At 30.7% G+C, this 24,822-nt stretch carries 24 protein-coding genes; 23 read left to right on the top strand and 1 reads right to left on the bottom strand.

Features of this window, described 5'->3' with window-relative positions:
• Positions 1-40 precede the first annotated feature (40 nt).
• The 17 genes from IPK06_03395 (at position 41) to IPK06_03315 (ending at position 17,924) form a co-directional block, all read left to right on the top strand.
• On the top strand, positions 41-3,496 hold the full coding sequence (locus tag IPK06_03395; protein ID MBK7979055.1) for a hypothetical protein: 3,456 nt from the start codon (positions 41-43) through the stop codon (positions 3,494-3,496).
• Positions 3,497-3,516: 20 nt separating this feature from the next.
• Positions 3,517-3,975 (top strand): NUDIX domain-containing protein, encoded by a 459-nt coding sequence (locus tag IPK06_03390; protein ID MBK7979054.1) that lies wholly within the window; start codon positions 3,517-3,519, stop codon positions 3,973-3,975.
• A 1-nt stretch (position 3,976) separates the two neighbouring features.
• Complete coding sequence (locus IPK06_03385; protein MBK7979053.1) at positions 3,977-4,819, top strand: phosphatase PAP2 family protein; 843 nt, start codon at positions 3,977-3,979, stop codon at positions 4,817-4,819.
• An 81-nt stretch (positions 4,820-4,900) separates the two neighbouring features.
• Complete coding sequence (locus IPK06_03380; protein ID MBK7979052.1) at positions 4,901-5,815, top strand: sugar kinase; 915 nt, start codon at positions 4,901-4,903, stop codon at positions 5,813-5,815.
• Positions 5,808-6,818, top strand: coding sequence for an S-methyl-5-thioribose-1-phosphate isomerase (gene mtnA / locus IPK06_03375; protein ID MBK7979051.1), 1,011 nt, complete (start codon positions 5,808-5,810; stop codon positions 6,816-6,818). The genes IPK06_03380 and mtnA overlap by 8 nt, the downstream gene beginning before the upstream one ends.
• Before the next feature lie 8 nt (positions 6,819-6,826).
• Positions 6,827-7,564 carry a DNA repair protein RecO gene (gene recO, locus IPK06_03370; GenBank protein ID MBK7979050.1) on the top strand — a complete coding sequence of 246 codons (738 nt, stop codon included), beginning with the start codon at positions 6,827-6,829 and terminating at the stop codon, positions 7,562-7,564.
• Positions 7,565-7,579: 15 nt separating this feature from the next.
• Positions 7,580-9,097: a Do family serine endopeptidase gene (locus IPK06_03365; GenBank protein ID MBK7979049.1), complete on the top strand. Its 1,518-nt coding sequence runs from the start codon at positions 7,580-7,582 to the stop codon at positions 9,095-9,097.
• 92 nt (positions 9,098-9,189) lie between these two features.
• Positions 9,190-10,395 (top strand): chorismate synthase, encoded by a 1,206-nt coding sequence (aroC, locus tag IPK06_03360; protein MBK7979048.1) that lies wholly within the window; start codon positions 9,190-9,192, stop codon positions 10,393-10,395.
• Positions 10,396-10,400: 5 nt separating this feature from the next.
• Positions 10,401-11,036, top strand: a complete 636-nt coding sequence (locus IPK06_03355; GenBank protein MBK7979047.1) for an MBL fold metallo-hydrolase — start codon at positions 10,401-10,403, stop codon at positions 11,034-11,036.
• A 62-nt stretch (positions 11,037-11,098) separates the two neighbouring features.
• Complete coding sequence (locus tag IPK06_03350; protein MBK7979046.1) at positions 11,099-11,875, top strand: hypothetical protein; 777 nt, start codon at positions 11,099-11,101, stop codon at positions 11,873-11,875.
• Positions 11,868-12,620 carry an ATP-binding cassette domain-containing protein gene (locus tag IPK06_03345; protein ID MBK7979045.1) on the top strand — a complete coding sequence of 251 codons (753 nt, stop codon included), beginning with the start codon at positions 11,868-11,870 and terminating at the stop codon, positions 12,618-12,620. The genes IPK06_03350 and IPK06_03345 overlap by 8 nt, the downstream gene beginning before the upstream one ends.
• Before the next feature lie 2 nt (positions 12,621-12,622).
• Positions 12,623-14,167 carry an acyl-CoA carboxylase subunit beta gene (locus IPK06_03340; protein ID MBK7979044.1) on the top strand — a complete coding sequence of 515 codons (1,545 nt, stop codon included), beginning with the start codon at positions 12,623-12,625 and terminating at the stop codon, positions 14,165-14,167.
• Between the two features lie 87 nt (positions 14,168-14,254).
• Positions 14,255-14,932, top strand: coding sequence for a metal-dependent hydrolase (locus IPK06_03335; GenBank protein ID MBK7979043.1), 678 nt, complete (start codon positions 14,255-14,257; stop codon positions 14,930-14,932).
• A gap of 69 nt (positions 14,933-15,001) precedes the next feature.
• Complete coding sequence (locus IPK06_03330) at positions 15,002-15,778, top strand: ParA family protein (GenBank protein MBK7979042.1); 777 nt, start codon at positions 15,002-15,004, stop codon at positions 15,776-15,778.
• A gap of 4 nt (positions 15,779-15,782) precedes the next feature.
• Positions 15,783-16,730: a ParB/RepB/Spo0J family partition protein gene (locus tag IPK06_03325; protein ID MBK7979041.1), complete on the top strand. Its 948-nt coding sequence runs from the start codon at positions 15,783-15,785 to the stop codon at positions 16,728-16,730.
• Positions 16,711-17,217 carry a hypothetical protein gene (locus IPK06_03320; GenBank protein ID MBK7979040.1) on the top strand — a complete coding sequence of 169 codons (507 nt, stop codon included), beginning with the start codon at positions 16,711-16,713 and terminating at the stop codon, positions 17,215-17,217. Before IPK06_03325 ends, IPK06_03320 begins: the two co-directional genes overlap by 20 nt.
• Positions 17,218-17,219: 2 nt before the next feature.
• The gene (locus IPK06_03315; protein MBK7979039.1) at positions 17,220-17,924 is read left to right on the top strand and encodes a hypothetical protein; all 705 of its coding nucleotides are present in this window, start codon (positions 17,220-17,222) and stop codon (positions 17,922-17,924) included.
• Here the strand turns inward: IPK06_03315 and IPK06_03310 are convergent.
• The gene (locus IPK06_03310) at positions 17,917-18,834 is read right to left on the bottom strand and encodes a hypothetical protein (GenBank protein ID MBK7979038.1); all 918 of its coding nucleotides are present in this window, start codon (positions 18,832-18,834) and stop codon (positions 17,917-17,919) included. The two genes, IPK06_03315 and IPK06_03310, sit on opposite strands and share 8 nt — an antisense overlap.
• An 81-nt stretch (positions 18,835-18,915) precedes the next feature.
• On the opposite strand from IPK06_03310, the gene IPK06_03305 reads away from it, so the two are divergent.
• The 6 genes from IPK06_03305 (at position 18,916) to IPK06_03280 (ending at position 24,612) form a co-directional block, all read left to right on the top strand.
• Positions 18,916-19,188, top strand: a complete 273-nt coding sequence (locus IPK06_03305) for a hypothetical protein (GenBank protein MBK7979037.1) — start codon at positions 18,916-18,918, stop codon at positions 19,186-19,188.
• Entirely contained in the window at positions 19,185-19,613 is a 429-nt protein-coding gene (locus IPK06_03300; GenBank protein ID MBK7979036.1) for a 3-dehydroquinate dehydratase, read from the top strand. The genes IPK06_03305 and IPK06_03300 overlap by 4 nt, the downstream gene beginning before the upstream one ends.
• A gap of 273 nt (positions 19,614-19,886) precedes the next feature.
• A complete protein-coding gene (locus tag IPK06_03295) occupies positions 19,887-20,291 on the top strand; it encodes a MerR family transcriptional regulator (protein ID MBK7979035.1) in 405 nt (134 codons plus the stop codon).
• A gap of 272 nt (positions 20,292-20,563) precedes the next feature.
• Positions 20,564-21,034: a DoxX family protein gene (locus IPK06_03290; protein MBK7979034.1), complete on the top strand. Its 471-nt coding sequence runs from the start codon at positions 20,564-20,566 to the stop codon at positions 21,032-21,034.
• A 328-nt stretch (positions 21,035-21,362) separates the two neighbouring features.
• The gene (locus IPK06_03285; protein ID MBK7979033.1) at positions 21,363-22,157 is read left to right on the top strand and encodes a hypothetical protein; all 795 of its coding nucleotides are present in this window, start codon (positions 21,363-21,365) and stop codon (positions 22,155-22,157) included.
• Between the two features lie 10 nt (positions 22,158-22,167).
• On the top strand, positions 22,168-24,612 hold the full coding sequence (locus tag IPK06_03280) for a HAMP domain-containing protein (protein ID MBK7979032.1): 2,445 nt from the start codon (positions 22,168-22,170) through the stop codon (positions 24,610-24,612).
• The last annotated feature ends 210 nt before the right edge of the window (positions 24,613-24,822 follow it).

The following is a 24,822-nucleotide window of genomic DNA, read 5'->3' as shown; positions in this document are numbered from 1 at the left end:
TTTGATAAATAAATTAATCAAATTATAAAAAAGACCATATTTGAAATCGTTGAAATTCCTTATAATATTTCTGTTGCTTCCAATTTTAATTTCAAATCTGTCGGCACAAAATGATTTTTCCCAAATAACAAAAACAGATACCTTTAAAATTAACTTTCAAAATCTCTATGAACTAAATACGGTTTATATTATTCCTTTTTCGGAAAAAGTAAGCATAAATAAAAAAATATTAGAACCAAATCAGTATTCTCTCAATTTTGAAACCAACTCAATTTCACTTGCTGATTCAATTAGATATTCAATTTTCGATACTTTATTAGTTGAGTACGCTTCCTACAATTTTAATCTTAGGAAAAATTACAAAAACAGAACATTAATAAAGTATTTTGATAATAACTCAAATAATTATATCGGAGCTGTTAAAAATGAATCCGTTGATCTTTCAACAAAAGCAATTCTGGGCAAGGACTTAAAAAGCAGCGGAACTTTACTACGAGGATTTACATTTGGTTCAAATAAAGATTTAACGGTAAATAGCGGTTTGCGCCTTCAGCTTGCGGGAAAAATTTCGGAGGATATTGAAATTGTTGCCGCATTAACGGATGAAAATACGCCTATACAGCCTGAAGGAAATACTGAAAGGTTAGAAGAACTTGATAAAGTTTTTATTGAAATTAAACATAAATACGCAAACGCCATATTTGGCGATTATAATTTAAAGCAAAGCATTGGCGAGTTTGGAAAAGTTGATCGTAAACTGCAGGGTGTTATTGGAAATTTTAACGTTGAAAATTATAACGGTTCTTTTTCTTTCGCTTCTTCCAAAGGTAAATTTAATTCAATGCAGTTTAATGGAACCGACGGCGTTCAAGGTCCATATAGATTAACAGGCGTAAATGGAGAAAATGATATTATTGTAATTGCTGGCAGCGAAAAAGTTTTTATTGATGGGAAGGAATTAAGCAGGGGAGAAAATAAAGATTATACAATTGAATATTCGAATGGTGAAATTACTTTTACGCCTAAAATGTTAATTACTTCGTTAAGCAGAATTACAATTGATTTTGAATATACAAACCGTCAATATGATAGAAATACACTTTCGACAAACGCGCAGGGAAACTTATTCAATAACTCGCTGAAGATTTATATAAATGCATACCAGGAAGGAGACAACAAAAATAATCCGATAGATTTTACATTAAACGAAACAAGTGAAAATATTTTAAATAATGCCGGCGATAATAAATTATTAGCATCACAATCTGGAATTATTCAATTGGATGGTGATTCGTTGGGAATTTATATGGTAAAAGACACCCTAATTTCCAATGAAGATTATAAAATTTATATTTACGCGCCCGGTTCAACCGAAGCAAAATTTAATATCATATTTAGTTTTGTTGGAGACAATAAAGGCGATTATATTCGTGAAAGCATTGGAAAATTTAAGTTCGTTGGAATAAAGAAAGGGTCATACCTTCCAATCAAACTTTTACCGCTGCCCGAAAAAAATCAACTTGCTAATTTCGTAATTGATTATTCTCCAATTAATAAAATAAATTTGAACTTTGAATTAGCAGGAAGCAGTTATGATAAAAATACATTTTCAAGTATTGATGATAAAGATAATAACGGATTTGCGCGAAATTTTAAGCTGAAAATTGAACCGATTGATATAAATATATTTAATTCAGATCTTGGCAAATTCAGCGGCACGCTAAAAACTAGATTTTTAAACGAAAGATTTAAAACCATTGACAGAATAAACGAAGTTGAATTCGACCGTAATTACAATACGGCCGGAGCATTGAACAAAGAAGAATCTTTGAATGAAATGCAATTAGCATACAATCCGCTTGAAAATATTGATTTTATCGGGCAATATGGAAATTTAAAAAAAGGAAGTTCATTTTCTTCGGAAAGAATATTTGTAAAGACAAATTGGAGAAATTATAGCAGGGTAAATGTAAACTATGAGTTTGACAAAGTTATTACTGAAAATCAAAAATTAAATTCAGATTGGCTTCGTCAAACTGGAGAAGTATCATACCAAAATGAATATTTGCAGCCGGGCTTATCTTTTAGAACCGAAGATAAAAATGAAAAATTTATTAATACCGACTCTTTGGTTAACAGCAGTTTAAAGTATAATGAATTTGCGCCGTTTGTAAGTTTTAATACAGGAAACGATTTATTGTTAATAGCAAAATATACTTATACAAACGAATATTCACCTATCAAAGGGGTTTTATTTGACGAATCAAAATCATATACTAATTCGTTTTCAGCAAACTGGAACGGAATAAAAGAGTTTTCTTCAATCTTGGATTTATCATTTCGCAAGAAAAAGTATACAGAAACTTTTTCCAATATGGGATTGGGAAACAATGAAACTATACTATTGAGAACACAATCTAATTTAAATTTGTTCGACCGTTTTATTTCCGGAAATTTTTATTATAATGCCGCATCGGAAAGAACGGCAAAATATGAAAAAGTTTATATAAGAGTTATTGAAGGAACTGGTACATATTCTTATCAAGGAGATTTAAATGGAAATGGAATTGCGGAAGAAAATGAATATATAATCGATCCTTATAACGGAGATTATATTCAATCAACGCTTCCAACCGATGAATTATTTCCTGTTATCGATTTGAAAATTAATTCAAGACTTCAAATTGATTTTGCAAAATATTTCAATCAGAATAATTTCTTAAATTCAGTATTTAATTCATTATATTCGGAAACTACTTATAGAGTTGAAGAGAATAGTAAAATAGAGGATACGAAAAAAATATATTTTCTGAATTTCAAATACTTCTTAAATGATTCGCTTACGATGAGAGGTTCTAATTATCTTCAGCAGGATCTGCATATTTTAAAAAATCAAAGGGATTTGTCATTCCGTTTAAGATTTACGGAATCAAGAAACCTAAATCAATTTAGCTCTGGTTTAGAAAAATCATATTATAACGAAAAAAATATTCGAGTTAAATTTAGAATGGTTGATGAAATAAATAACGAAACCGAATATAAATATTTTATTGAAAATGTTTTTGCTCCGCTAAATACAAATCGTTCGCGGTTAGTCAATAAAAGTGAATTACAGTCGGATTTTTCTTACAGACCTTATAATAACGTAGAAATCGGGTTTTTATTTAAGGTGGGAAGACTTGAAGACAAGTATCCGGAAACACCAACTATATTGGATGAAAACAAAGTCGGATTAAGATTAACACTTTCATTATTGGAAACCGGAAGATTGAGATTTGAAATTGAAAGAACCGAATTGCTTGTAAATACGGACAAAAATATTATTCCATTTGAAATTACGAACGGAAATTTAATTGGCAAAAATTATATTTGGAGAGCAAATTTTGACTATCGTTTTACGGGAAATTTGCAGACCAATATAAATTATTTCGGAAGACTTCAAGGGAAAGGCAGGGTAATAAATACTTTGCGAGCTGAAGCCAGAGCATATTTTTAATTTATAAAATGAGTTAATATATGAAAGTAGTTACAAGTTTAATTGAAGCGCACATTGTAAGAATTATTGATAAAAAAGTTGAATTTCTATTGTTGAAAAGATCACCGGAGAAAAAGTATCCTAATATTTGGCAAATGGTAACCGGTAAGATTAAAGCTAATGAAAAAGCTTATGAAACCGCAATTCGCGAAATAAAGGAAGAAACAAATTTAGATATTGATGAATTATTTATTGTGCCGAATATAAATAATTTCTATAATGAAATTGAAGATTCAATAACTCAAATTCCCGTTTTTGTCGCTACTGTAAAAGATGAAACAAAGTTTAAGTTATCAAATGAACATGTAAAATTTAAATGGGTTAGTTATAAAAAATCACAAAAAATGCTCGCATGGCCAGGACAAAAAAAATCGGAAAAAATTATTAAAGATTATTTTGAAAAAAAATACGAAACATTGAATTTTATTAAAGTCAAATAATATGAGAATTACAAAATTATTAATGCTGATTACAGCAATAAATTTACCGTTTTCATCAATTTATTTGTGCCAAAACAAAATTGGCATTGCTGATTCTGTTTGCGAGATAAGTAATGATATTGAACTAGTCGCAAACAATAATATTGAATATTTTTCAAGACCGCTAATGTTTTCAGCAAATGATTGGCTGGTTTTATCCGGCATAACGGTCGGTACCGGAATTTTAATATCAATTGATAAAGAAGTTCAAAATAAAGTGAGAACCAATCAGTCTAATTTTTTAGATGATTTTACATTAGCGGGAAAATATTATGGCGATGTCTATGGCTTAATCGGAATTCCGTTATTTGTTTATGGAAGCGGATTGATTTTTGAGAACGAAGAATTACGAACTACGGGAAGAATTTTAACGGAATCATTAATAGCGGCAGGAATTACAACAACAGTTTTAAAGGTAATAATTGGCAGGAGCCGTCCCAAAAAAAATAAAGGTGAATTTGATTTTAATTTTATCGAATTTAAAAATATTAACGTGTCATTGCCAAGTGGGCATTCAACGGTAGCATTTACAATTAGCACGGTTCTTTCCGAAAGAATAGATAATATTTATGCAAGCATAGGTCTTTATGGTTTAGCTTCATTAACGGCTTTTCAAAGAATATATTCAAATAATCATTGGCTATCTGACACAATTTTAGGCGCAACAATAGGAATAACCGCTGGAAAGTTTTTTTCTAATCTTGAAAATGAAAGAAAAGAAAATTCAAAAGAAAAAATAAGTTTTCGAGTTTTACCTTATTTAAACTCCTCAGCAATGGGACTTTCATTGCAAATTCAATTCTGAATTTCAATTTAAGTAATTCATAAATAAAGAATCATTTTTTATATTTCATAAATAAATTTTGATTTATTTCCGGAGGGAATATTGGATTTATTAGTAGTTGGTTCCGTTGGTTTGGATTATGTAGAAACACCATTCGGCAAAATTGAAAATGCGCTAGGCGGAGCAGCCGTTTATATTTCATTGACAGCAAGTTATTTTACAAAACCCGTCAAGCTTATCGGCGTGGTGGGAGAAGATTTTCCAAATGAGCATATCGGTATGCTTGAAAATCATATGGTTGATCTTGAACATCTTGAAATTGTAAAAAATGGAAAAACATTTAGATGGGGCGGGAAATATCATTATGATCTGAATGTTAGAGATACGCTTTACACAGATCTAAATGTGTTCGAAAATTTTAATCCAATTGTTCCCGAAAAATCAAGAGAAAATAGTTTTGTAATTTTAGGAAACATTCAGCCTTCACTGCAGCTATCGGTTATCGATCAGCTCAAAGGAAATAATTATATAATCTGTGATACAATGAACCTTTGGATAAACAATACATTGGATGATCTGAAGAAAGTGCTGGCTAAAACAAATGTATTGATCATTAATGATTCAGAAGCCAGATTATTGTCAAACGAAGCAAATTTAATAAAGGCATCAAGAATTATTAGAGACATGGGTCCTGAGTATTTAATAATAAAAAAAGGTGAGCACGGAGCTTTGCTGTTTCACAATCAAACAGTTTTTTCTGCTCCGGCATATCCGTTAGAATCTATTTATGATCCAACCGGCGCGGGCGATACTTTCTTAGGCGGATTTGCAGGCTATTTACACAGTGTTATCGATAGAGATTTTGATACGCTTAAACGTGCAGTGATTTATGGTAGTGCTATGGCGTCTTTCTGTGTTGAACAATTCAGTACAAAAGGCTTAGAAGAGTTGGACAAACTTCAAATCCATGACAGGTTTGTTGAGTTTCGAGAACTATCAAGGTTTGATGATGTCTAATTTCAAATCAATAAGTATTATTGAGAATAAACTTGTTTTAATCGATCAGACTAAATTACCGCTTGAAGAAGTCTATATCATTACTGACGATTATGAAAGAATTGCTGTTGCCATTGAAAGGCTAGAAGTCCGCGGTGCGCCGGCAATTGGTATTGCAGCTGCTTATGCAATTGCTTTAAGTTATAAAAATATTTCAACCAATAATTCAGATCATTTTAACAACGTATATATCAGATTATTTAAAACAAGACCGACCGCGGTAAATCTTTTTTGGGCTTTGGAAAGAATGAAAAAGGTTTACTTCCAAAATAAAAACTCCGGAGAAATATCTAATATTTTGATGAAAGAAGCTAAACTAATTCATCAAGAAGATATTAATATGTGTGAAAATATTGCACAGAACGGAATAAAAATATTTAGCAAAAAAAGTAATGTTCTAACTCACTGTAATACCGGTCAATTAGCCACTGGCGGTAATGGAACCGCCTTTAATGTAATTAAATATGGTTTTGAAAATGGGAATGTTAATTTTGTTCACGTCGATGAAACCAGACCTTTATTACAAGGAAGCAGACTAACAGCTTTTGAATTAAGTAAAATTGGAATTCCATTTGCGATAAATGTTGATTCGGCATCAGCGTTTTTAATGAAAAACCATGAGGTAGATTTAGTAATAACAGGAGCTGATAGAATAGCTTTAAATGGTGATTCGGCAAATAAAATTGGTACATATAATTTGGCGGTTTTGTGCAAATATCATAATATCCCATTTTATATTGCCGCGCCTACATCAACAATTGATAAGAATTGTGTTTCAGGTGATAATATAAAAATTGAGTTTAGAGAAAAAGGGGAATTAAATTCTATTAAAGGAAAATATATAACAAATAACGAATACGAAGTATACTCACCGGCATTTGACGTAACTCCCGGAAAATTAATAACGGGAATAATTACCGAAAAAGATTTGCACAATCCGCCTTACAATTTTAAAGATATTTAAAATTACTTATGGCAGAAATAGTAAAAAATGAAGCCCTAATTTTAAAGAAAATAAATTTCGGCAATTCCAGTTTAATTATTCATTTATATACCAAAGAACACGGCAAAATTTCCGCAATAATCAAAGGAGCAAAAAGTCCAAAATCAAAATTAGGCAGTAAGGTAGATATTCTTAACCACGTTGAAATTGTGTATTATAATAAAGATGAAAAAGAACTTCAGCTTATTACTCAAGTAAATTTAATAGAACATTTTGCCAATTTAAAATCCGATTTAGCCAAATTAAAATATGCTATGTCAATTTGTGAGCTGATCTTAAAACTTGTTTTAGAAAAAGACAAAAATGAGAAATTGTATAGAGGTGTAATTAGAATTTTAAATTTAATAAATGATGAACAATCCGACCCTATTTTGCATTTCACTCAATTTTTAATTTTCTTTATTAAAGAAATTGGATTTGAATTAAATTTTAATACATGTTCAAACTGCGGAAGTAAATTACTGGAAACAGAACAAAACGCCTTTAGTTATAATGATGGAATAATTTGTGAGAAATGTAATTCTGAAAAAATAAGTACATATCAATTTACAAAGGAACTTTTTAATTTATTTGTATGTTTAACATCCAAAAGTAAATCACTTTCTTATAAGAAAAAAGATTTAGAAAATATAATTTTTATTTTAGAGAGATACTTGATATTTCATAATTCGGAATTTTCAGGTATAAAATCATTACAAATATTATAAAGGAAGGTTATAAAAATGAAATCCAAAAATTTATTTGGTAAAATTTCGTTAATAATAGTCGGAATTGTTTTTGGTGCAATTCTAGTTACAAGCGCAGATCTTGTAAAACTAAATCTGGCAGAAAATAAAACCATTGGAAGTCCAAACTCACCTGTAGAAAATTTAACATTAACAAATTTTAATACTGCATTTGTAGAAGTCTCAGAAAAAGTTACTCCATCTATAGTTAGCATAAATGTTGTTAGTTCCATTAAGGAAGATCCGCATAAAGATCTTTTCAATTTTCCTTTCAATTTCCCTGAATTTAAAAATCAGGACCAAGATATGAGACGCGAAGGAAGCGGAAGCGGCGTCATTATTTCAAAAGATGGTTACATTCTTACAAATAATCATGTCGTGGAAAATGCTTCGAAAGTTACAATTCATTTATTTGATAAAAGGGAACTTGAAGCAGAAATTATAGGCAGAGATCCGTTGACCGATCTTGCGGTTGTAAAGGTTAACGCAAATGATTTGCCGGCTGCTTATTTAGGCGATTCCGATAAACTCAGAGTTGGCGAATGGGTTTTAGCAATAGGTAATCCGTTAAGTTATTTAACTTCAACAGTAACCGCGGGAATTGTAAGCGCAACAAGCAGAAATATTGGAATAATGAAAGACACATACGGTATTGAAGATTTTATTCAAACTGATGCTGCAATAAATCCCGGAAACAGCGGTGGCGCGCTTGTTGATCTTAACGGCGCGGTTGTTGGAATAAATTCAGCTATCGCAACAAGTGGATTCTCAGCAACTTATATTGGGTATGGTTTTGCAATTCCTATAAATATCGCAAAAACTGTTGCACAGGATTTAATAGATAACGGCGAAGTAAGTAGAGGATATATTGGCGTAAGTATTAAAGAAGTTGATGCGGCGACCGCAAAGGCATTGGGACTTGAAAAACCGATGGGAATAATAATCAATGACGTAATTGAAGATGGCGCGGCTGCAAGTCAGGATATAGTTGCCGGCGATGTAATTTTAGAAGTTGACGGTAAAGAAGTCGATAAACCTAATCAATTACAGAGCTATATTGCAACCAAACATGCCGGAACTGAAGTTAATTTAACATTATTCAGAGACGGTAAAAAAATCAAAAGAGAAGTTGTTTTAAAAGCTAGAGAAAAAGACAAAGAAGAATCAGCAAAATTTGTTGATCTAAAAAAAGATAAGAAAAAAGAAAATAATAAAATTCAAGAAGCTACCATTAAAGATTTGGGTCTGACTGTCCAAGATCTTAATGATTCTGCTTTGAAGAAATATAAGGTCAAAAACGGTGTAATTATTAAAAATGTTGAACCGTTCAGTAAGGCATCTGATCAGAGGTTATTTGCCGGACTAATTATTACACAAGTCGACAAAAAAAATATTAACTCCGTTAATGAATTTGAAGATTTAATAAATTCTAAAAAAGGAGAAGCCATTTTACTGAAAGTCCAAAATGATGAAGGAACAACAATGTTTATTGGTCTAGAAATTCCAAAAGAATAATATTCAGTTTTTATAAAACAATTAAAGAAAACGCCTAAATTTCATAGGCGTTTTTTTTATATTTATACCAACAATATTTAAGGAAAATAATGATTAGAATTCTTACTTCCGGCGAATCTCATGGAAAAGCCCTATCGGTAATTGTTGAAGGATTTCCCTCAAACATTCCTTTGAATAAAGAATATATAAATGATCAGCTTAGACGCAGACAAATGGGTTACGGTCGTGGCGGAAGAATGAAAATAGAAACTGATGAAATTGAAATTCTATCCGGCATTCGTTTCGGAAAAACTTTGGGATCTCCAATTTCATTTAATATCAGTAATTCAGATTGGAAAAATTGGACAGAGTTAATGAGCCATACTCCAATTAAAAATAAAGTAGAGAAAATTACAATTCCAAGACCCGGACACGCAGACCTAACAGGAATAAGCAAATTTAATTTTAGTGATATTAGAAACTCCATTGAAAGATCTAGCGCAAGAGAAACTGCCGCACGAGTTGCCGGTTCAACAATTGCTCGGAAATTTCTTGAAGAGTTTGGAATAACGGTTGGTAGTTTTGTTGAAAGTATTGGAAACGTTTATTCAAAAAATAACTTTGCGCAAAAATTATTTGATAATAATCTGCCGGAAAAATTTTCGGCAATTGATTTAGCAAATGAAGCGGATAAAAGCGATGTTCGTGTTCTTGATCCGGAACAAGAAACTAAAATAATTAATAAAATCAAATTAGCCAAAAAAAATGGCGATACTTTGGGCGGCAATATTGTTGTTGTCGCAACCGGTGTACCTGTGGGACTTGGTTCTTACATGTTTTATGATAGAAAATTAGACGCGTCAATTGCTTTTGAGTTTATGTCAATAAATGCAATTAAAGGTGTAGAAATTGGAACGGGATTTTTATCTGCCGGATTATTCGGTTCGAAATCACACGATGAAATAACTTTAAATAATGACGGTTTCTCGAGAAAAACAAACAGAGCCGGCGGAATTGAAGGCGGAATTTCAACTGGATTACCTATTATTGTTAGAGCCGCAATGAAACCAATTGCTACTTTAATGCAGCCGATTGAAACCGTAGATCTAAAAAGTATGACTTCAATGAAAGCAAGAAGGGAAAGAAGTGATTTTGTTGCTGTACCAGCCTGCGGCGTTATTGGAGAAGCAGCTCTTGCATGGGTTCTCGCTAAGTTTATGCTTGAAAAGTTTGGCGGTGATTCTTTGGAGGAAACAAAAGCAAATTATAAAAATTATACAAAAAATTTGTTTCATAACATTAAGAAGAATTTTAAGTAAGATTTATGCTTAAAATTAAAAAATTTATTTTTAATCCGTTTCAAGAAAATACTTATTTGGTTTGGGATTTCGAATCTATGGAAGCTATGGTTATTGATCCCGGATGTTATAATGAAAATGAAGAATCTCAAATTATTGAGTTCATAATTAAAGAGAATCTTATTCTCAAATATTTAATAAATACGCACTGCCACATTGATCACGTTTTGGGTAACGCATTTATAAAGAATAAATTCAATTGTACATTCTTTGCCCCGGAATTAGACATGCCGTTATTAAATAATTTAATGTCGCAATCGGAATTGTTCGGATTTAAAGCGGCAAAATCACCTACACCTGACAAATTTATTACTGAAGATTTAAAACTAAATTTAGGTGAAAATTATTTTACATTTCTTTTTACGCCGGGACATACAGCGGGGGAATTTTCAATTTTATTTGATAACTTTTGCTTTAGCGGAGACGTTTTATTTTTAGATGGAATAGGAAGAACTGATCTGCCTGGCGGTGATTATAATACCCTGATTAATTCTATAATTAAAAAATTACTCGTTTTACCTGATAATACCGAAGTATTTCCTGGTCATGGAGATAAAACAACAATCGGATATGAAAAACTTAATAATCCATTTTTAAATTAAGATAGATTGATTATAACGTTTTGATTAGATAATTTTTAGGTTATAACAAATTCATTATGCAAATGATTGAAAAAAGTATATTTAAAAATAATTCTTTGAAATTAACGTTTTCATTGATAAGCGTTCTCTTATTTGTTTATATAATTCTTTTCGAATTTATTCTACCTATTAATCAAATTTTACCCAAGCCTTCCATTTTGATTGAATCAATTCCTAGTTTAATAAATGATAAAAGTCTTGTCAATAGTTACTTCTATACATTATCCATTGTCTATCTTACATTTATCGCGACATATTTTATAATTAGATTTTTTTTTAGTACTCTTCTAAAATTTGCAATATCCTTTCAGAATATTCTTTCATTTTTTAAATCATCTGAATATATTCTCCCGATTTTTCTAATTTTAATTTTCAATCTTTGGTTTGGCGAAGCAGATTACGGAGAAGTAATCTTTACAATTATTATCTTAATGGCTGTTTTAAAAACCGTAGTTTTGGAGAAATCAGTAAAAGTTAAAGAAGAATATATTTCTTCGGCATTAAGTTTAGGACTAGGCAAAAAGGAAATAATAAATAAAGTAATTTGGAAATCCGTTCAGCCGGATGTTTACGGTGTATTCCTGAAATATCATTTTCTAATTTGGACATATGTTTTAGTTTACGAATTTATAAATAAGACCGATGGAATTGGTAATAGTATTCATAACATGCTTAGGTATAAGGATTTTGTTTATCTTCTACTGATAATTATTGTTTTGATCATTACTCTAACAATCTTCTCATATTTGATGAAAATTATTAAATCAAAATATTTCTATTGGGAAAGTTTGGATGAATAAAACTATATTAACTGCCGAAAATATTTCTAAACAGTTTACCGATAAAGTTGGATATAAAATTCATCTTTTGGAAAATATTTCACTCTCGTTAATGCAGAATGAATTTCTTACAATACTTGCTCCCAAAGGTTCCGGAAAAACTTCTTTATTAAAAATAATGGCTGGTTTAGAGAAACAATCAAGCGGTAAAATTTTTACACAAGAAAATAACATCCCTTTTATTCCATCCTTGCCGTCGTCATTTCCTTGGCTAAATGTTTTTGATAATATTTGTTTTAATTCAAATCTTAAAAAAGATGAGATTGATAAAATTATAAATTTGGTTGGTTTGGCGGGCTATGAAGATCATTTCCCTCATAATAAAAGTGAAGGATTCAGATTTAGAATATCATTAGGAAGGGCATTGGCAGTTGATCCGAAACTAATTGTAATAGATGAACCATTCAATAATTTGAAAGACAAAACCCGTGAAGAAATATATATTCTTTTAAGAAAGGTTTATAACGAAACAAAAATATCAATTGTATTTGGAACAACAAATATTACGGAAGCAATTTTTTTATCAGATAATATTCATTTGATGAAGAAAAACCCGGGTGAAATTATTGAATGTGTAAAGGTTAATTTCCCTGCTGAAAGAAATTTGGATGTTATTGAAAAAAATGAATTTAAACTCCTTAGAAATAATATTGAAGAAACCTTTAAAACTAATCTTACCAATAAATTTTACAACTTTTCCGTTTAATTATGAAAAATAAAAACGAATACCTTGATAATCTTAGAAAAGAAGCTAAACTTGGCGGTGGGATTGAAAGAGTTTCTAGTCAGCATAATAAAGGAAAATTAACGGCAAGAGAAAGAATTGAACTTTTGGTTGATGAAGGAAGTTTTGATGAAATTGATATGTTTGTTAAACATAGATCAAATGATTTTGGAATTGATAAACAAAAATTTTTGGGAGATGGAGTAATTACCGGATTTGCAAAAATTAACAAAAGACCAATTGCAATTTTTAGTCAAGATTTTACGATATTCGGCGGTTCATTATCGGAAGCGCACGCGGAAAAAATTTGCAAACTTATGGATATGGCATTGAAGATCGGTATTCCAATTATTGGATTAAATGATTCGGGAGGAGCCAGAATTCAAGAAGGAGTAGTAAGCTTAGGAGGTTATGCTGAAATATTTCTACGTAATACCTTAGCGTCTGGCGTTGTACCCCAAATTTCAGCGGTCTTGGGTCCATGTGCCGGCGGTGCGGTTTATTCTCCGGCTATAACCGATTTTATTTTTATGACTAAGAAAACAAGCCACATGTTTGTTACAGGTCCAAATGTTGTAAAAACCGTAACACATGAAGAAGTCTCTTTCGAACAATTAGGCGGAGCGGAAACTCATACTTCAAAGAGCGGAGTAGCGCATTTTGCCTTTGATAGTGAAATTGAAGTGCTGAATAACATAAGGAAATTACTTGATTATCTTCCATTGAATTGGAAAGATAGTCCTGTTGAGAAAGATTTTGATTATACCGAAAATTTACTGATGCCTGAACTTGATGAAATCATTCCGGAAAATTCCAATAAACCATACGATATGCACAAAGTTATATTTAAAATTTTAGATGACGGCGAATTTTTAGAAGTTCAGGAAAATTTTGCCGAAAATATAATAATTGGTTTTGGAATAATAGGAGGTTTAAAAGTTGGAATTATCGCACATCAGCCGGCAGTCTTAGCGGGTGTTTTAGATATTAACGCGTCTGTAAAAGGCGCAAGATTTGTAAGATTTTGCGACGCGTTTAATATTCCATTATTGGTTTTTGAGGATGTTCCGGGATTTTTGCCGGGAACAGAACAAGAATGGGGCGGAATAATAAAACATGGCTCAAAATTACTTTTTGCTTTTAGTGAAGCAACAGTTCCAAAAGTTACTGTTATTACTCGAAAAGCGTATGGCGGCGCTTATGATGTAATGAATTCCAAACATATTCGCGGCGATTTTAATTTTGCATGGCCTTCAGCGGAAATTGCCGTAATGGGTCCAAAAGGCGCGGTTGAAATTATATTTAAAAAAGAAATCCAATCTGCGGAAAATCCCGGAGAAAAACTCAATCAAATGTTAAACGAATATATTGAGAAATTTACAAGTCCGTATATTGCCGCGGAAAGAGGTTATATTGATGATGTAATTAAACCGAGTGAAACTAAAATTAAACTAATTAATGCATTTCAATTATTGAAAACAAAAGTAGACTCGAACCCAAAGAAAAAACATTCTAATATTCCATTATGATTATTATTAACTCTTCTTACAATAATAATTTGTAAAATATTTGTAAATTTATTTTGATTAATAAAGAAATTTACAAGAGGTGAAAAAATGAAACTCAGATATTTTTCACATTCGGCATTTGAAATTACGACTAATAGCGGTATAAAAATATTAATTGATCCGTTTTTAGATGATAATCCTACTTCACCTGTAAAATCCAAAGATGTAAGTGCAGATTATATAATTTTAACACATGGACATGGTGATCATATTGGAGACGCATTTAAAATTGCCAAAAGAACTGATCCGACGTTTATTTGCGTTAATGAATTAGCCAATTACTGTATTTCAAAAGGTTATAAAGCTCATAATATGCACATTGGCGGAGCACATAATTTTGAATTCGGCAGAATTAAATTTACTATCGCTCATCATGGATCACAAACTCCCGACGGAACTTACAGCGGAGAGCCATCAGGTGTTCTCATAACTATTGAAGATATAACAATTTATCATACGGGTGATACCGCGCTGTTTTTAGATATGAAACTTATTGGCGAAATGAATAAAGTTAAGTATATGCTGCTCCCGATAGGTGATAATTTTACAATGGGAATTGAAGATGCGGTTAAAGCCGTAGAATTTGTTAATCCGGAATTTGCCATTCCGATTCATTATAATACATTCCCGGTGATAAAAGCAGATCCGAATATTTTTAAAAAGCAAGTTGAGTCGGTTGGAAAAAAATGTATTATTTTGAATTTTGGGGAAGAGTTGGAATTGTAATTCTAATTATTAAGCATTAGTTTTTGACTTCTAAAAAAGTATTATTAAATTATAGATATTCGGGTTTTCATGTCAAATGTTATAGCAATAGCGAATCAGAAGGGCGGTGTTGGTAAAACGTCTACGGCAATCAATTTATCAGCCTCGATTGCGGCAGCAGAGTTTAAAACTTTATTAATTGATATTGATCCGCAGGCAAATTCATCTCACGGTTTGGGAATTTACAATAATGAAAATTCAATCTACAACGTTTTAATCGGGTCTGCAGCGATTGAAAACTGCATTATTAATTCTTATATGCCAAATCTTGATATTCTTCCTTCCCATATTGATTTAGTAGGTGCCGAAATTGAAATTGTAAGTCTTGAAAATAGAGAAAAATTATTAAAAGAAGCGCTTAATGTTGTAAGATTAAGTTATGATTATGTAATTATAGATTGTCCGCCTTCATTAAGTTTGTTGACGTTGAATGCATTAACTGCGGCCGATTCTGTGATTATTCCGGTTCAGTGTGAGTATTTTGCGCTTGAAGGTTTGGGACAATTATTAAATACAATTAACATTGTAAAAAAACAGCTTAATACAAGTTTGGCAATTAATGGCGTTTTACTTACAATGTATGATCAAAGATTGAACTTATCAAATCAAGTAGTTGCAGAAGTTAATAAATATTTCGGCGAAAAGGTATTTTCAACTATTATACATAGAAATGTTAAAATTTCGGAAGCGCCGAGTCATGCCAAACCTGTAATATTATATGATGCTATTTCTACAGGAGCAAAAAATTATATTTCACTGGCATCAGAAGTAATTAGCAGATGTAATCATAAACAATTGAGTCAATAATAAAATGAATGATAAGAACAAAGTTGCTCTTGGCAGAGGACTTGAAGCGCTTTTAAATCCCTCAAATAAAATTAATCAACATGAAAATATCGATCTATCGAGCAAGAACATCAAATCTGACGATGGAATTTCGAATGATATTTTGGTAAAAATTAATATTGAAGATATTTCTCCAAATCCGTATCAGCCGAGAACCGAATTTGACGCGGAATCTTTGTCAGAATTAAAACAATCAATTTTACAAAATGGATTAATTCAACCGATTACCGTAAGACGAAATACCGCAAATAAATATGAACTAATTTCCGGTGAGCGAAGGTTAAGAGCAATTAAGGATATTGGATATAAAACAATTCCGGCATATATAATTGTTGTTGAGTCAAAAGAAGCAATGGTGGCGCTTGCTTTAATTGAAAATATACAAAGAGAAAAATTAAACGCTATTGAAATTGCTCATGCTTATAAAAGATTAATAGATGAATGTAATCTTTCTCAGGAAGAAGTTTCTGAGAGAGTCGGTAAAGATAGAACCACAATAACCAACTCGATTCGTTTGTTAAAATTGCCCGTTGAAATTCAAAATAGTCTAGTGAAAGATGAAATTTCTGCCGGACACGCAAGAGCTTTAATTAATATTTATGATGAAAAATTACAGCTTCAACTTTTAGAAAAAATTAAAAAACAAAATCTCTCTGTAAGAAAAGTAGAACAGATTGTTAAAGATTTGCTTAGCGGTAAAAAAGATGTAAAAAAAGATATTGTAAATTCGAACGACCAAGATCTTATTTCGCAAAGAGATATTGAAAACAAATTAAGAATTGTTTTTGGAACTAAAGTAAGCTGTAGACAAAGAAAAGACGGGGCGGGACAAATAACAATTGATTTTTATTCAAATGACGAACTTGATAGACTTTTCGAATTATTTGACATCATTGAAAAAGCTAATTCATAAATTAATTCTCATTCTTATTTTTTCCTATGTCAATGTATTCACACAAAACATTGACACGGATTCTACGTCTAATGATTCGGATGCTGATACTGTTTTTGTAATGACAAAATCACCGACCGGAGCAATGTTAAGAAGTATGTTGATTCCCGGATGGGGACAATTTTATAATGAATCATATTGGAAAATCCCGATTATTTGGGGAGCATCAGCATGGTTCATTTATGCTTGGGATAGACAAAATACAAAATACTATTATTATAAAGATTTGTATAAAAACAGTCTAACAGCAACTGCAAGCGGAAACGCAGACTATAAAAAGTTGAGAAATTTTTATAGGGATGACAGAGATTTGTTTGCAATTTATTTAGGGTTAACGTATTTCTTAAATTTTATAGATGCTTATGTTGACGCACATTTATTTGATTTTAACGTAGGGATAAACAATTTTACAAATGAACCCGAACTAAGGATAAAGTATAATTTTTAACTATGACTAATAATTACATTGTTTGTCAAAATTGCGGGGAAGAAAACCCACTGTTTTTCAGTAAATGCGGTAAGTGCCATCATTATTTACGCGCAACTGTTCCGAATATAGATTTTTGGAGTACAGTATGGAAGATTTTTGAAAATCCGGTTGATGGGTTAAAAAATGTTATTTATGCCGAACATAAAAATTTTATTTCATTCTTAACTTTTTTTGTTTCAGTTAAATTCTTATTAATTTCTGCTTTTATTCAATCATTTTTTGATGATGGAGTTGTAAAATCCGGAAGTTTTATTTATAATTTACTTCTACAGTCATTGATATACTCAATTTTTTTAATTGTATTTTCAGCTTTAGTGAATTTGGTCATTAAATCGGTTTCAAAATCAAAATTTAAAAATACATTTTCTGTAATTTTATATTCATTTATACCATTAGCTCTCACGCTTTTTTTTCTAACTCCAATTGAATACGGTATTTTTGGAAAACATTGGTTTATATTTAATCCATCGCCATTTTTGATCAAAACCATACCAGCATATATATTAACAATTATTGAAGGAATTTTTATTGTTTGGAGTCTATTTATTTTTTGGAAAGGCGTTAAACTGCTATCTGATTCTACATTATTAACAACAGCATTGACTTTAGTTTTTATAATATCATTAGGCTCTATTATTTATTTTGTGCCTTATATAATTATTTAATAATATTAAGATAATTGATTATAATTCCATATCTTAAACCTCTGCCGCTCACAAATATTTTATCTATTTTTTTTATTTTCATTATTGCTTCAAGGATTAAAATTCCGGCAAACAACACATCTTCTCTTCCTTCTACAACCGAGCCGTAAAGTTCTTTCATTTTATAATCCGGAATTTTTTGCAATTCCGTTTTCATTCTCAAAATATCTTCAAATGTCAACTCCGAGGCCTCAACTTTCACTTCATCATATTCATGTAGATTTTGCTTAATGCACGTTAATGTTGTAGGTGTTCCGGCAACAGCAATTGTCGGTAAAGTATCCGGAATAATTTTTTCAATTGGGTTAAAAATTTCATGGAGATATTTCAAAGCATTATTTACTTCATTATCATTTTTTGTTGAATCCTTGAAAAAATTTTCTGTCAAGCTTACTACACCGACTTGAAAACTATGCTTAAATAAAATGTTATTATTATTACCGTAAATTACCTCTGTGCTGCCGCCGCCAATATCAATAACCATTTTAGTAATAAGTTCGGGTATTGAGGAAGACGCTCCAATAAAAGAAAGCTCGGCTTCCTTTGTTCCGTTGATGATTTCAATATTGAAATTTAATTTTTCTTTTATAATTTTTAATATTTCTTCAGAATTTGAGGCAACTCTCATTGCGTTTGTCGCGTTTAGCAAAACCTTTTCACAATTATATTCGTTTGTTTTCTCTTTATATAATGTCAATATTTTTATAAGATGCTCAATTCTATCTTGCTTGATTTTTTTACCCGGGAGCAAATCTTTACCAAGTCTGGGAGAATTATATAAATTCAACAAAGGGAATAGCTTATTATTTTCAATTTTGGCAATTAATAATAAAACTGTATTGGATCCGATATCAATACTTGCAATGTTCATAAATTCTTATTTTCAATTGAGTTAAAGAATTGTTATTTTCAAATTCAAAATAAATTGATGTTCTAAATATAATTCAGAATAATGAAAATTAAAGAAAAAGAATTTGAAGAAGTACTAGAAAATTTAAAATCGATTGCGACTCAAATGGGCGCAAAAGTAAGATTTGAACGAGGTGATTTTAAAGGCGGTTATTGCATTGTAAAAGAAAGTAAAGTTATTGTTTTAAATAAATTATCTACAAATCAAAGAAAAGTAATTACACTTTCAGCCGCGCTAAAAGAACTTGGAATTGATGACATTTACCTGCCTCCAAAATTACGAGAAATTATTGAAGAAATGGATGAGACAAAATGAAAATATTGATAATAAACGGACCAAATTTAAATTTGCTTGGAAAAAGAGACGAAAATCAATATGGAGCATTGACATTAGAGGATATAGAAAAATTAATTAAATCTGAATTTCCAAATGACGATTTTACTTTTTATCAAAGCAATATTGAAGGGGAGATTGTAACGGAAATTCAAAATGCACCAAAAAACTTTAGCGGACTTTTAATAAATCCCGGAGGATATACTCATACTTCCGTTGCAATAAGGGATGCCTTGGAAATTATTAAAATCCCCAAAATAGAAATTCACTTATCAAACGTTTCCTCAAGAGAAGACTTTAGAAAAGTATTAATTACTACTGCAAGCACAAATGGATATATCTCGGGATTTAAAGAAAACGGTTATCTTGCCGGAATCTATTTATTGAAAAAGATGTGTAACACATAATTTTAGCTTGCTCCCGCTTAAAAAATAACGATATACGCAATTCTGGAACTATATTCATAAGTATGGTTTGTTGAAAATTTTCATACGTAATTTCGAATATTAATTCTTGTTGTAATTTTTTAGAATGACGAAGAAATCAATTGCTTTATTTATTTGATTAACTTTTAGTTAATAAATAAAAAGCTTGTTTCAAGTTTAAAATTAGAATAATGTCAAAACTTGCTATTTTATAATACTTTATATATTTTAGCTAAAGTATAAATCGAGGAAAACATGAAGGATTTCGGCTTAAAAAAACTGTATTACTCTATTTCTGAAGTAAGTAAATTAACCGATTTGGAGCAATATATTTTAAGATATTGGGAAACTGAATTTGAACAATTGAAACCTTCAAAGAACAGAGCCGGAAATAGAATTTATACCAACAAAGATATTAAGATGATACTTCTCATTAAGCATCTCTTACGCGAGGAAAAGTACACTATAGAAGGGGCGAAAAAAATTCTTAGCGATCCGGAAGAATTAAACAAGATAGGCAAAGATAACAATAGCAGTTCAAACAGTTTAAATTCAACAAAAAATGTTGTTCCTGAATTAGAGTATCAAGAACATAGAGATATTAAAAAAGATCTTGAAGATTTAAAAAGTTTTCTAATTGATTTAAGATCAAAGATATAATATTAATTTTTAAGATTTTTTTCCAAATAAAATACTGAAAGAATAGAATTTTAAATTTGAGAAGAATTATAAAATTAAATAATTAAAAACATAATCATCACAAAATTATACTTCTAGTAATTATTAACAAAACTTCTTTCACCTAATTCTTTATTTATAAATATCCTAGCAATTGTCAATTCTTTTTGAAATTAAATTTTAATTTTAAAATCGTTATTTTAGATTTGGATTAAATAATATCTTAAATCTTATTTTATTTGAAAGGAAATTTAATGAAACCCTACAATAATTCTTTTGATAAACTTGATACAGCAATTATTAATTGGATGGCAAATAATGGAATTTTTCTCCTGAGAGTAAGTGTTGGAATAGTATTCTTTTGGTTTGGAATTCTCAAATTCTTTCCAGGTGTAAGTCCAGCTCAACAATTGGCAGCAAAAACTATAAATAATTTAACTTTCGGATTTATTCCTCCTGAAATTTCAATTAACCTTTTAGCCTTATGGGAAGTATTGATAGGTATTGGTCTTTTAACCGGAGCATTTATGCGCGCGACACTTTTTTTGCTGTTTTTACAAATGATTGGAACGCTGACTCCGATTTTCATTTTTCCCAACGAAGTTTTCACTCAAATACCGTATGCTCCAACTTTGGAAGGACAGTATATAATAAAGAATTTAGTAATCATTAGTGCAGGAATTGTATTGGGCTCTAAAGTAAGAGAAAAACTTTTTTATAAGTGAAATTTTTTAAGAATATTTTCCTTTTTTTCGGTTAAAATAATAATTCAAAGCGGCGTTTAATTATCAAAAAAATAATTCTTTGGCAAAATGTTAATTATTAAGAATTGCTAAATCATTTTGTTAAACGAATCACATTTAAACTCAAAAATCTGCATCAATTGAAAAAATAATAACAATTATCGATTATACGACTTGAGTAAAGGAATTTAAGCAAAATAATAAAAGTTGTTAATCAAAAAACTCATATAATATCAAATTCAACAACAATTTCTAGAATTTCGCTAAAGGCCATTTAATTTTATTTTAATCGTTCTTTTGGGGGAAGAAAATGGGTATGAAATTATTCTATCTTATTTTGTTATTTTTTATTTCAATTATATGTGCAGATGTAAAAGCTAACGGTTTAGAATCAGAGCTAGAAAGCGCTAATGAAATTACGGATTCAGCAAGCAGTCCTTTCTCAATTAATTTTGGAGCAGATTTAGTTTCACGCTACATTTGGCGTGGGATTGAATTTGGAACAGACGCAAAAGGTAATTCCTCGCCTCACTTTCAGCCAACCGGAACTCTCACTTATTCCTTTTCAAAAAGCGGCAGTATGTCATTAGGTTTTTGGGGTTCTTATGGATTTAATGGTAATTTTAGCGAAAGTGATATGTATTTTAATTTATTTTTTGCAACAGATCTTTTAGACTATTCAGTTACTTTCAGCGACTATTATTATCCTTTCCTGAATATTCCATTTACCAATCTCGATTCTGATGGATTTGGAGCACATACAATTGACGCACAAGTTACTCTTTCTTTAAAATCTTATTTACCGATTTACGTTCTTTTTTCAAATAATATTTATAATGATGTTCCGGATAACAAATCACTTTATTTGGAAACTGGATTTTCATTCAACATCAATAATATTAATACCGGAATATTTGTTGGAGCAGCACAAGGAAAAAGTATATGGCACGCTGTTAATTCAGACAAATTTGAGTTTATTAACGTTGGGTTTAAGGTAAATAAAGAAATTAGTATTACAAATGAATATTCATTACCAATCGGTTTGCAATGGATATATAATCATCATTTAAAAAAAACTTATTTAGTCTTTAAAGTTACATTATAACGGGTGCAAAATGAAAAAAAGTATAAAAACTAAATTGTTATTGTCTATTGTTCCATCTGTTATTGTAACAATGCTTATTCTTGTTATTATCTTAATTAAAATGGTTAATGACAGTAATGAAAAATTAGCATATGAATCTTCTTTTGAAACTACAAGAAAATACTCGAATTTATTTAACGGTGAATTTCAGTCGAATCTTTCGTTAATTAAAAGCCTTGCGAAAACTATAGAGGAGAATAAAAGTTCTTCCCGCGAAGAATTTAATAGGATGCTTTACAATTTTCTTGAAAGCAATCCTCAATTTTTAAGTACATCAATGTGTTTTGAGCCTAACTCATTAGATGGAAATGATTCTAAGTGGGCAAATACATCCACAAATGACGAGAATGGCAGATTTATTCCATATTGGATTAGGGAGAACAACAGTATAGTACAAGCAGAATTAACCGGTTATAATGATCCGGCTGCTGATTGGTATTTCGTTCCAAAAAATACAAAACAGCCGTATATAACCAAACCACTATTATATAATAATTCTTTAATAGTTTCTTACTGTATTCCAATTATTAGAAACGGTCAGTTTATTGGTGCGGCATTTGCAGATCAGGAATTGAATTATATTAACAAAAGAGTTTCCGAGATAAAACTTTTTGATACCGGCTACGCATTTATTGTAGATGATCAAGGTACATATATTGCTGATAAAGATACGAAAAAAATAGGAACTGAGAATTTACTGAAAAACGCAAAAACCGATGAAAATCTTTTTGAAATTGCTGATGTAATTACAAATAAGGAAGAACATTTTGTAAACGCGTTTAGCGAGCAGCTTAATACAGATGCAGTAATGTTTCCCGCAAAAATTCCATTAACAAAATGGTATTTGGTTTCTGTTGTTCCTGAAGATGAAATAATGGCATCGGTAAATCATCTGATTTATATGTTAATAATTTTAAGTGTGGTGATAGTTTTATTAATATCAGGGTTAATATACGTCATAACGAACAAAATTACCCAACCTATAAATAAAGCTTTGGTAATGATAAATGAATTGTCAAAAGGTCATCTAAGTATTCGAGTAAATTCTGACAGTCAGGATGAATTTGGACAAATGACTAAAGCTATGGATGAATTTGCAAATAAACTGCAGGTTGAAATTGTCGGCTCAATGAAAAAAATTGCTAGCGGTGATTTGAATGTTGAAATAAATTCAAATGATCATCAAGATGAAATTTCTCCTGCGTTGAATCAAACAATCGGTGCGTTAAATGGATTGATAAATGAATCTAAACTGTTAATTGAAGCGGCAACTCACGGGCGTTTAGAAACTCGCGGCGATGCAAAAAAATTCTCGGGAGTATACCAGGAAATTGTAATTGGCGTCAATACAATTTTGGATGAAGTAATTAAACCGATAAATGAAGCTGAAAAAGTTTTGAGTAAAATGGCTCAAGGAGATCTTGCTGCCCAAATGACTGGTGAATATCAAGGAGATTATCTAAAATTCAAAGATAATATAAATAATTTAGCTGAATCATTTAATGCAGCCATTACACAAGTTACAGAAGCGGTGCAAGCTACGGCAAGCGCTGCAACACAAATTAGTTCCAGCGCTGAAGAAATGGCTTCAGGTGCTCAAGAACAGTCAATGCAGGCAAGTGAAATTGCGGCGGCTGTTGAACAAATGACAAAAACAATTTACGAAACCACTGAAAATACAAACTATGCTTCGGATGCTAGTAAGAATGCAAAGAAATTTGCCTATGACGGCGGTAAAATAGTTGATGATACAATTATGGGAATGAATAAAATTTCCGAAGTTGTAATTAAAAGTGCCGAGAAAGTAAAAGAATTAGGGAACAGCAGCAATAAGATCGGAAACATAATTCAAGTGATAGATGAAATTGCAGATCAAACAAATTTACTTGCTCTTAACGCTGCTATTGAATCAGCAAGAGCCGGTGAACAAGGCAGAGGTTTTGCTGTTGTTGCTGATGAAGTGAGAAAATTAGCGGAAAGAACATCCAATGCTACAAAGGAAATTGCCGTTATGATAAGTCAAATTCAAAAAGATACCAATACTGCAGTTGAATCTATGATTGAAGGAACGGAAAAAGTTGAACAAGGTAAAAACTTAGCTGTCAAAGCAGGTCAGTCATTGAAGGAAATTATAAAAGGAAACGAACAAGTGGTTGACCTTATTACTCAAGTTGCAGCTGCAAGTGAAGAACAGTCCGCCACATCAGATCAAATAAGTAAAAACATTACAACAATTAGCAATGTTACTCAGGAAAGCGCTTCCGGTTTACAGCAAATTGCTCATGCTTCGGAAGACTTGAATAAACTTACTGTCAATTTACAGAACTTGGTTTCAAAATTTAAATTGGTATCAGTTGCAAAAAATGAAATGTATAATATAGAAAACAAAAGAAAAAAAGTTTCTAGTTATGCTTAAATACTAAATTGATTTTGTATTATATTATCGTAGAAATTAGCGTTCAAAAATCAATTTTAATCATTTCTTCACAGCAAACTTTGATAGGTTATTTTAAACCTATCAGAGTTTGTTATCAAATTTAGTTAATCAAATCTTATATAAATATGAAAAACAATTAAAGAATTAAAATGGTAATTATTTTCATCAAACATTTTTTTATATTTTAAG

The sequence above is a fragment of the Ignavibacteriota bacterium genome, from assembly GCA_016713565.1.
Taxonomy (GTDB): Bacteria; Bacteroidota; Ignavibacteria; order Ignavibacteriales; family Melioribacteraceae.
Note: the sequence above shows the minus strand (reverse complement) of the source record. Positions and strands in the feature narration are given on the sequence as shown.

Bases quoted from the DNA above. Each gene is read 5' to 3' on its own strand.
- IPK06_03390 (MBK7979054.1), top strand. From the start codon at position 3,517: ATGAAAGTAGTTACAAGTTTAATTGAAGCGCACATTGTAAGAATTATT.
- IPK06_03385 (MBK7979053.1), top strand. From the start codon at position 3,977: ATGAGAATTACAAAATTATTAATGCTGATTACAGCAATAAATTTACCG.
- mtnA (MBK7979051.1), top strand. From the start codon at position 5,808: ATGTCTAATTTCAAATCAATAAGTATTATTGAGAATAAACTTGTTTTA.
- recO (MBK7979050.1), top strand. From the start codon at position 6,827: ATGGCAGAAATAGTAAAAAATGAAGCCCTAATTTTAAAGAAAATAAAT.
- IPK06_03365 (MBK7979049.1), top strand. From the start codon at position 7,580: ATGAAATCCAAAAATTTATTTGGTAAAATTTCGTTAATAATAGTCGGA.
- IPK06_03355 (MBK7979047.1), top strand. From the start codon at position 10,401: ATGCTTAAAATTAAAAAATTTATTTTTAATCCGTTTCAAGAAAATACT.
- IPK06_03350 (MBK7979046.1), top strand. From the start codon at position 11,099: ATGATTGAAAAAAGTATATTTAAAAATAATTCTTTGAAATTAACGTTT.
- IPK06_03345 (MBK7979045.1), top strand. From the start codon at position 11,868: ATGAATAAAACTATATTAACTGCCGAAAATATTTCTAAACAGTTTACC.
- IPK06_03340 (MBK7979044.1), top strand. From the start codon at position 12,623: ATGAAAAATAAAAACGAATACCTTGATAATCTTAGAAAAGAAGCTAAA.
- IPK06_03335 (MBK7979043.1), top strand. From the start codon at position 14,255: ATGAAACTCAGATATTTTTCACATTCGGCATTTGAAATTACGACTAAT.
- IPK06_03330 (MBK7979042.1), top strand. From the start codon at position 15,002: ATGTCAAATGTTATAGCAATAGCGAATCAGAAGGGCGGTGTTGGTAAA.
- IPK06_03325 (MBK7979041.1), top strand. From the start codon at position 15,783: ATGAATGATAAGAACAAAGTTGCTCTTGGCAGAGGACTTGAAGCGCTT.
- IPK06_03315 (MBK7979039.1), top strand. From the start codon at position 17,220: ATGACTAATAATTACATTGTTTGTCAAAATTGCGGGGAAGAAAACCCA.
- IPK06_03310 (MBK7979038.1), bottom strand. From the start codon at position 18,834: ATGAACATTGCAAGTATTGATATCGGATCCAATACAGTTTTATTATTA.
- IPK06_03305 (MBK7979037.1), top strand. From the start codon at position 18,916: ATGAAAATTAAAGAAAAAGAATTTGAAGAAGTACTAGAAAATTTAAAA.
- IPK06_03300 (MBK7979036.1), top strand. From the start codon at position 19,185: ATGAAAATATTGATAATAAACGGACCAAATTTAAATTTGCTTGGAAAA.
- IPK06_03295 (MBK7979035.1), top strand. From the start codon at position 19,887: ATGAAGGATTTCGGCTTAAAAAAACTGTATTACTCTATTTCTGAAGTA.
- IPK06_03290 (MBK7979034.1), top strand. From the start codon at position 20,564: ATGAAACCCTACAATAATTCTTTTGATAAACTTGATACAGCAATTATT.
- IPK06_03285 (MBK7979033.1), top strand. From the start codon at position 21,363: ATGGGTATGAAATTATTCTATCTTATTTTGTTATTTTTTATTTCAATT.
- IPK06_03280 (MBK7979032.1), top strand. From the start codon at position 22,168: ATGAAAAAAAGTATAAAAACTAAATTGTTATTGTCTATTGTTCCATCT.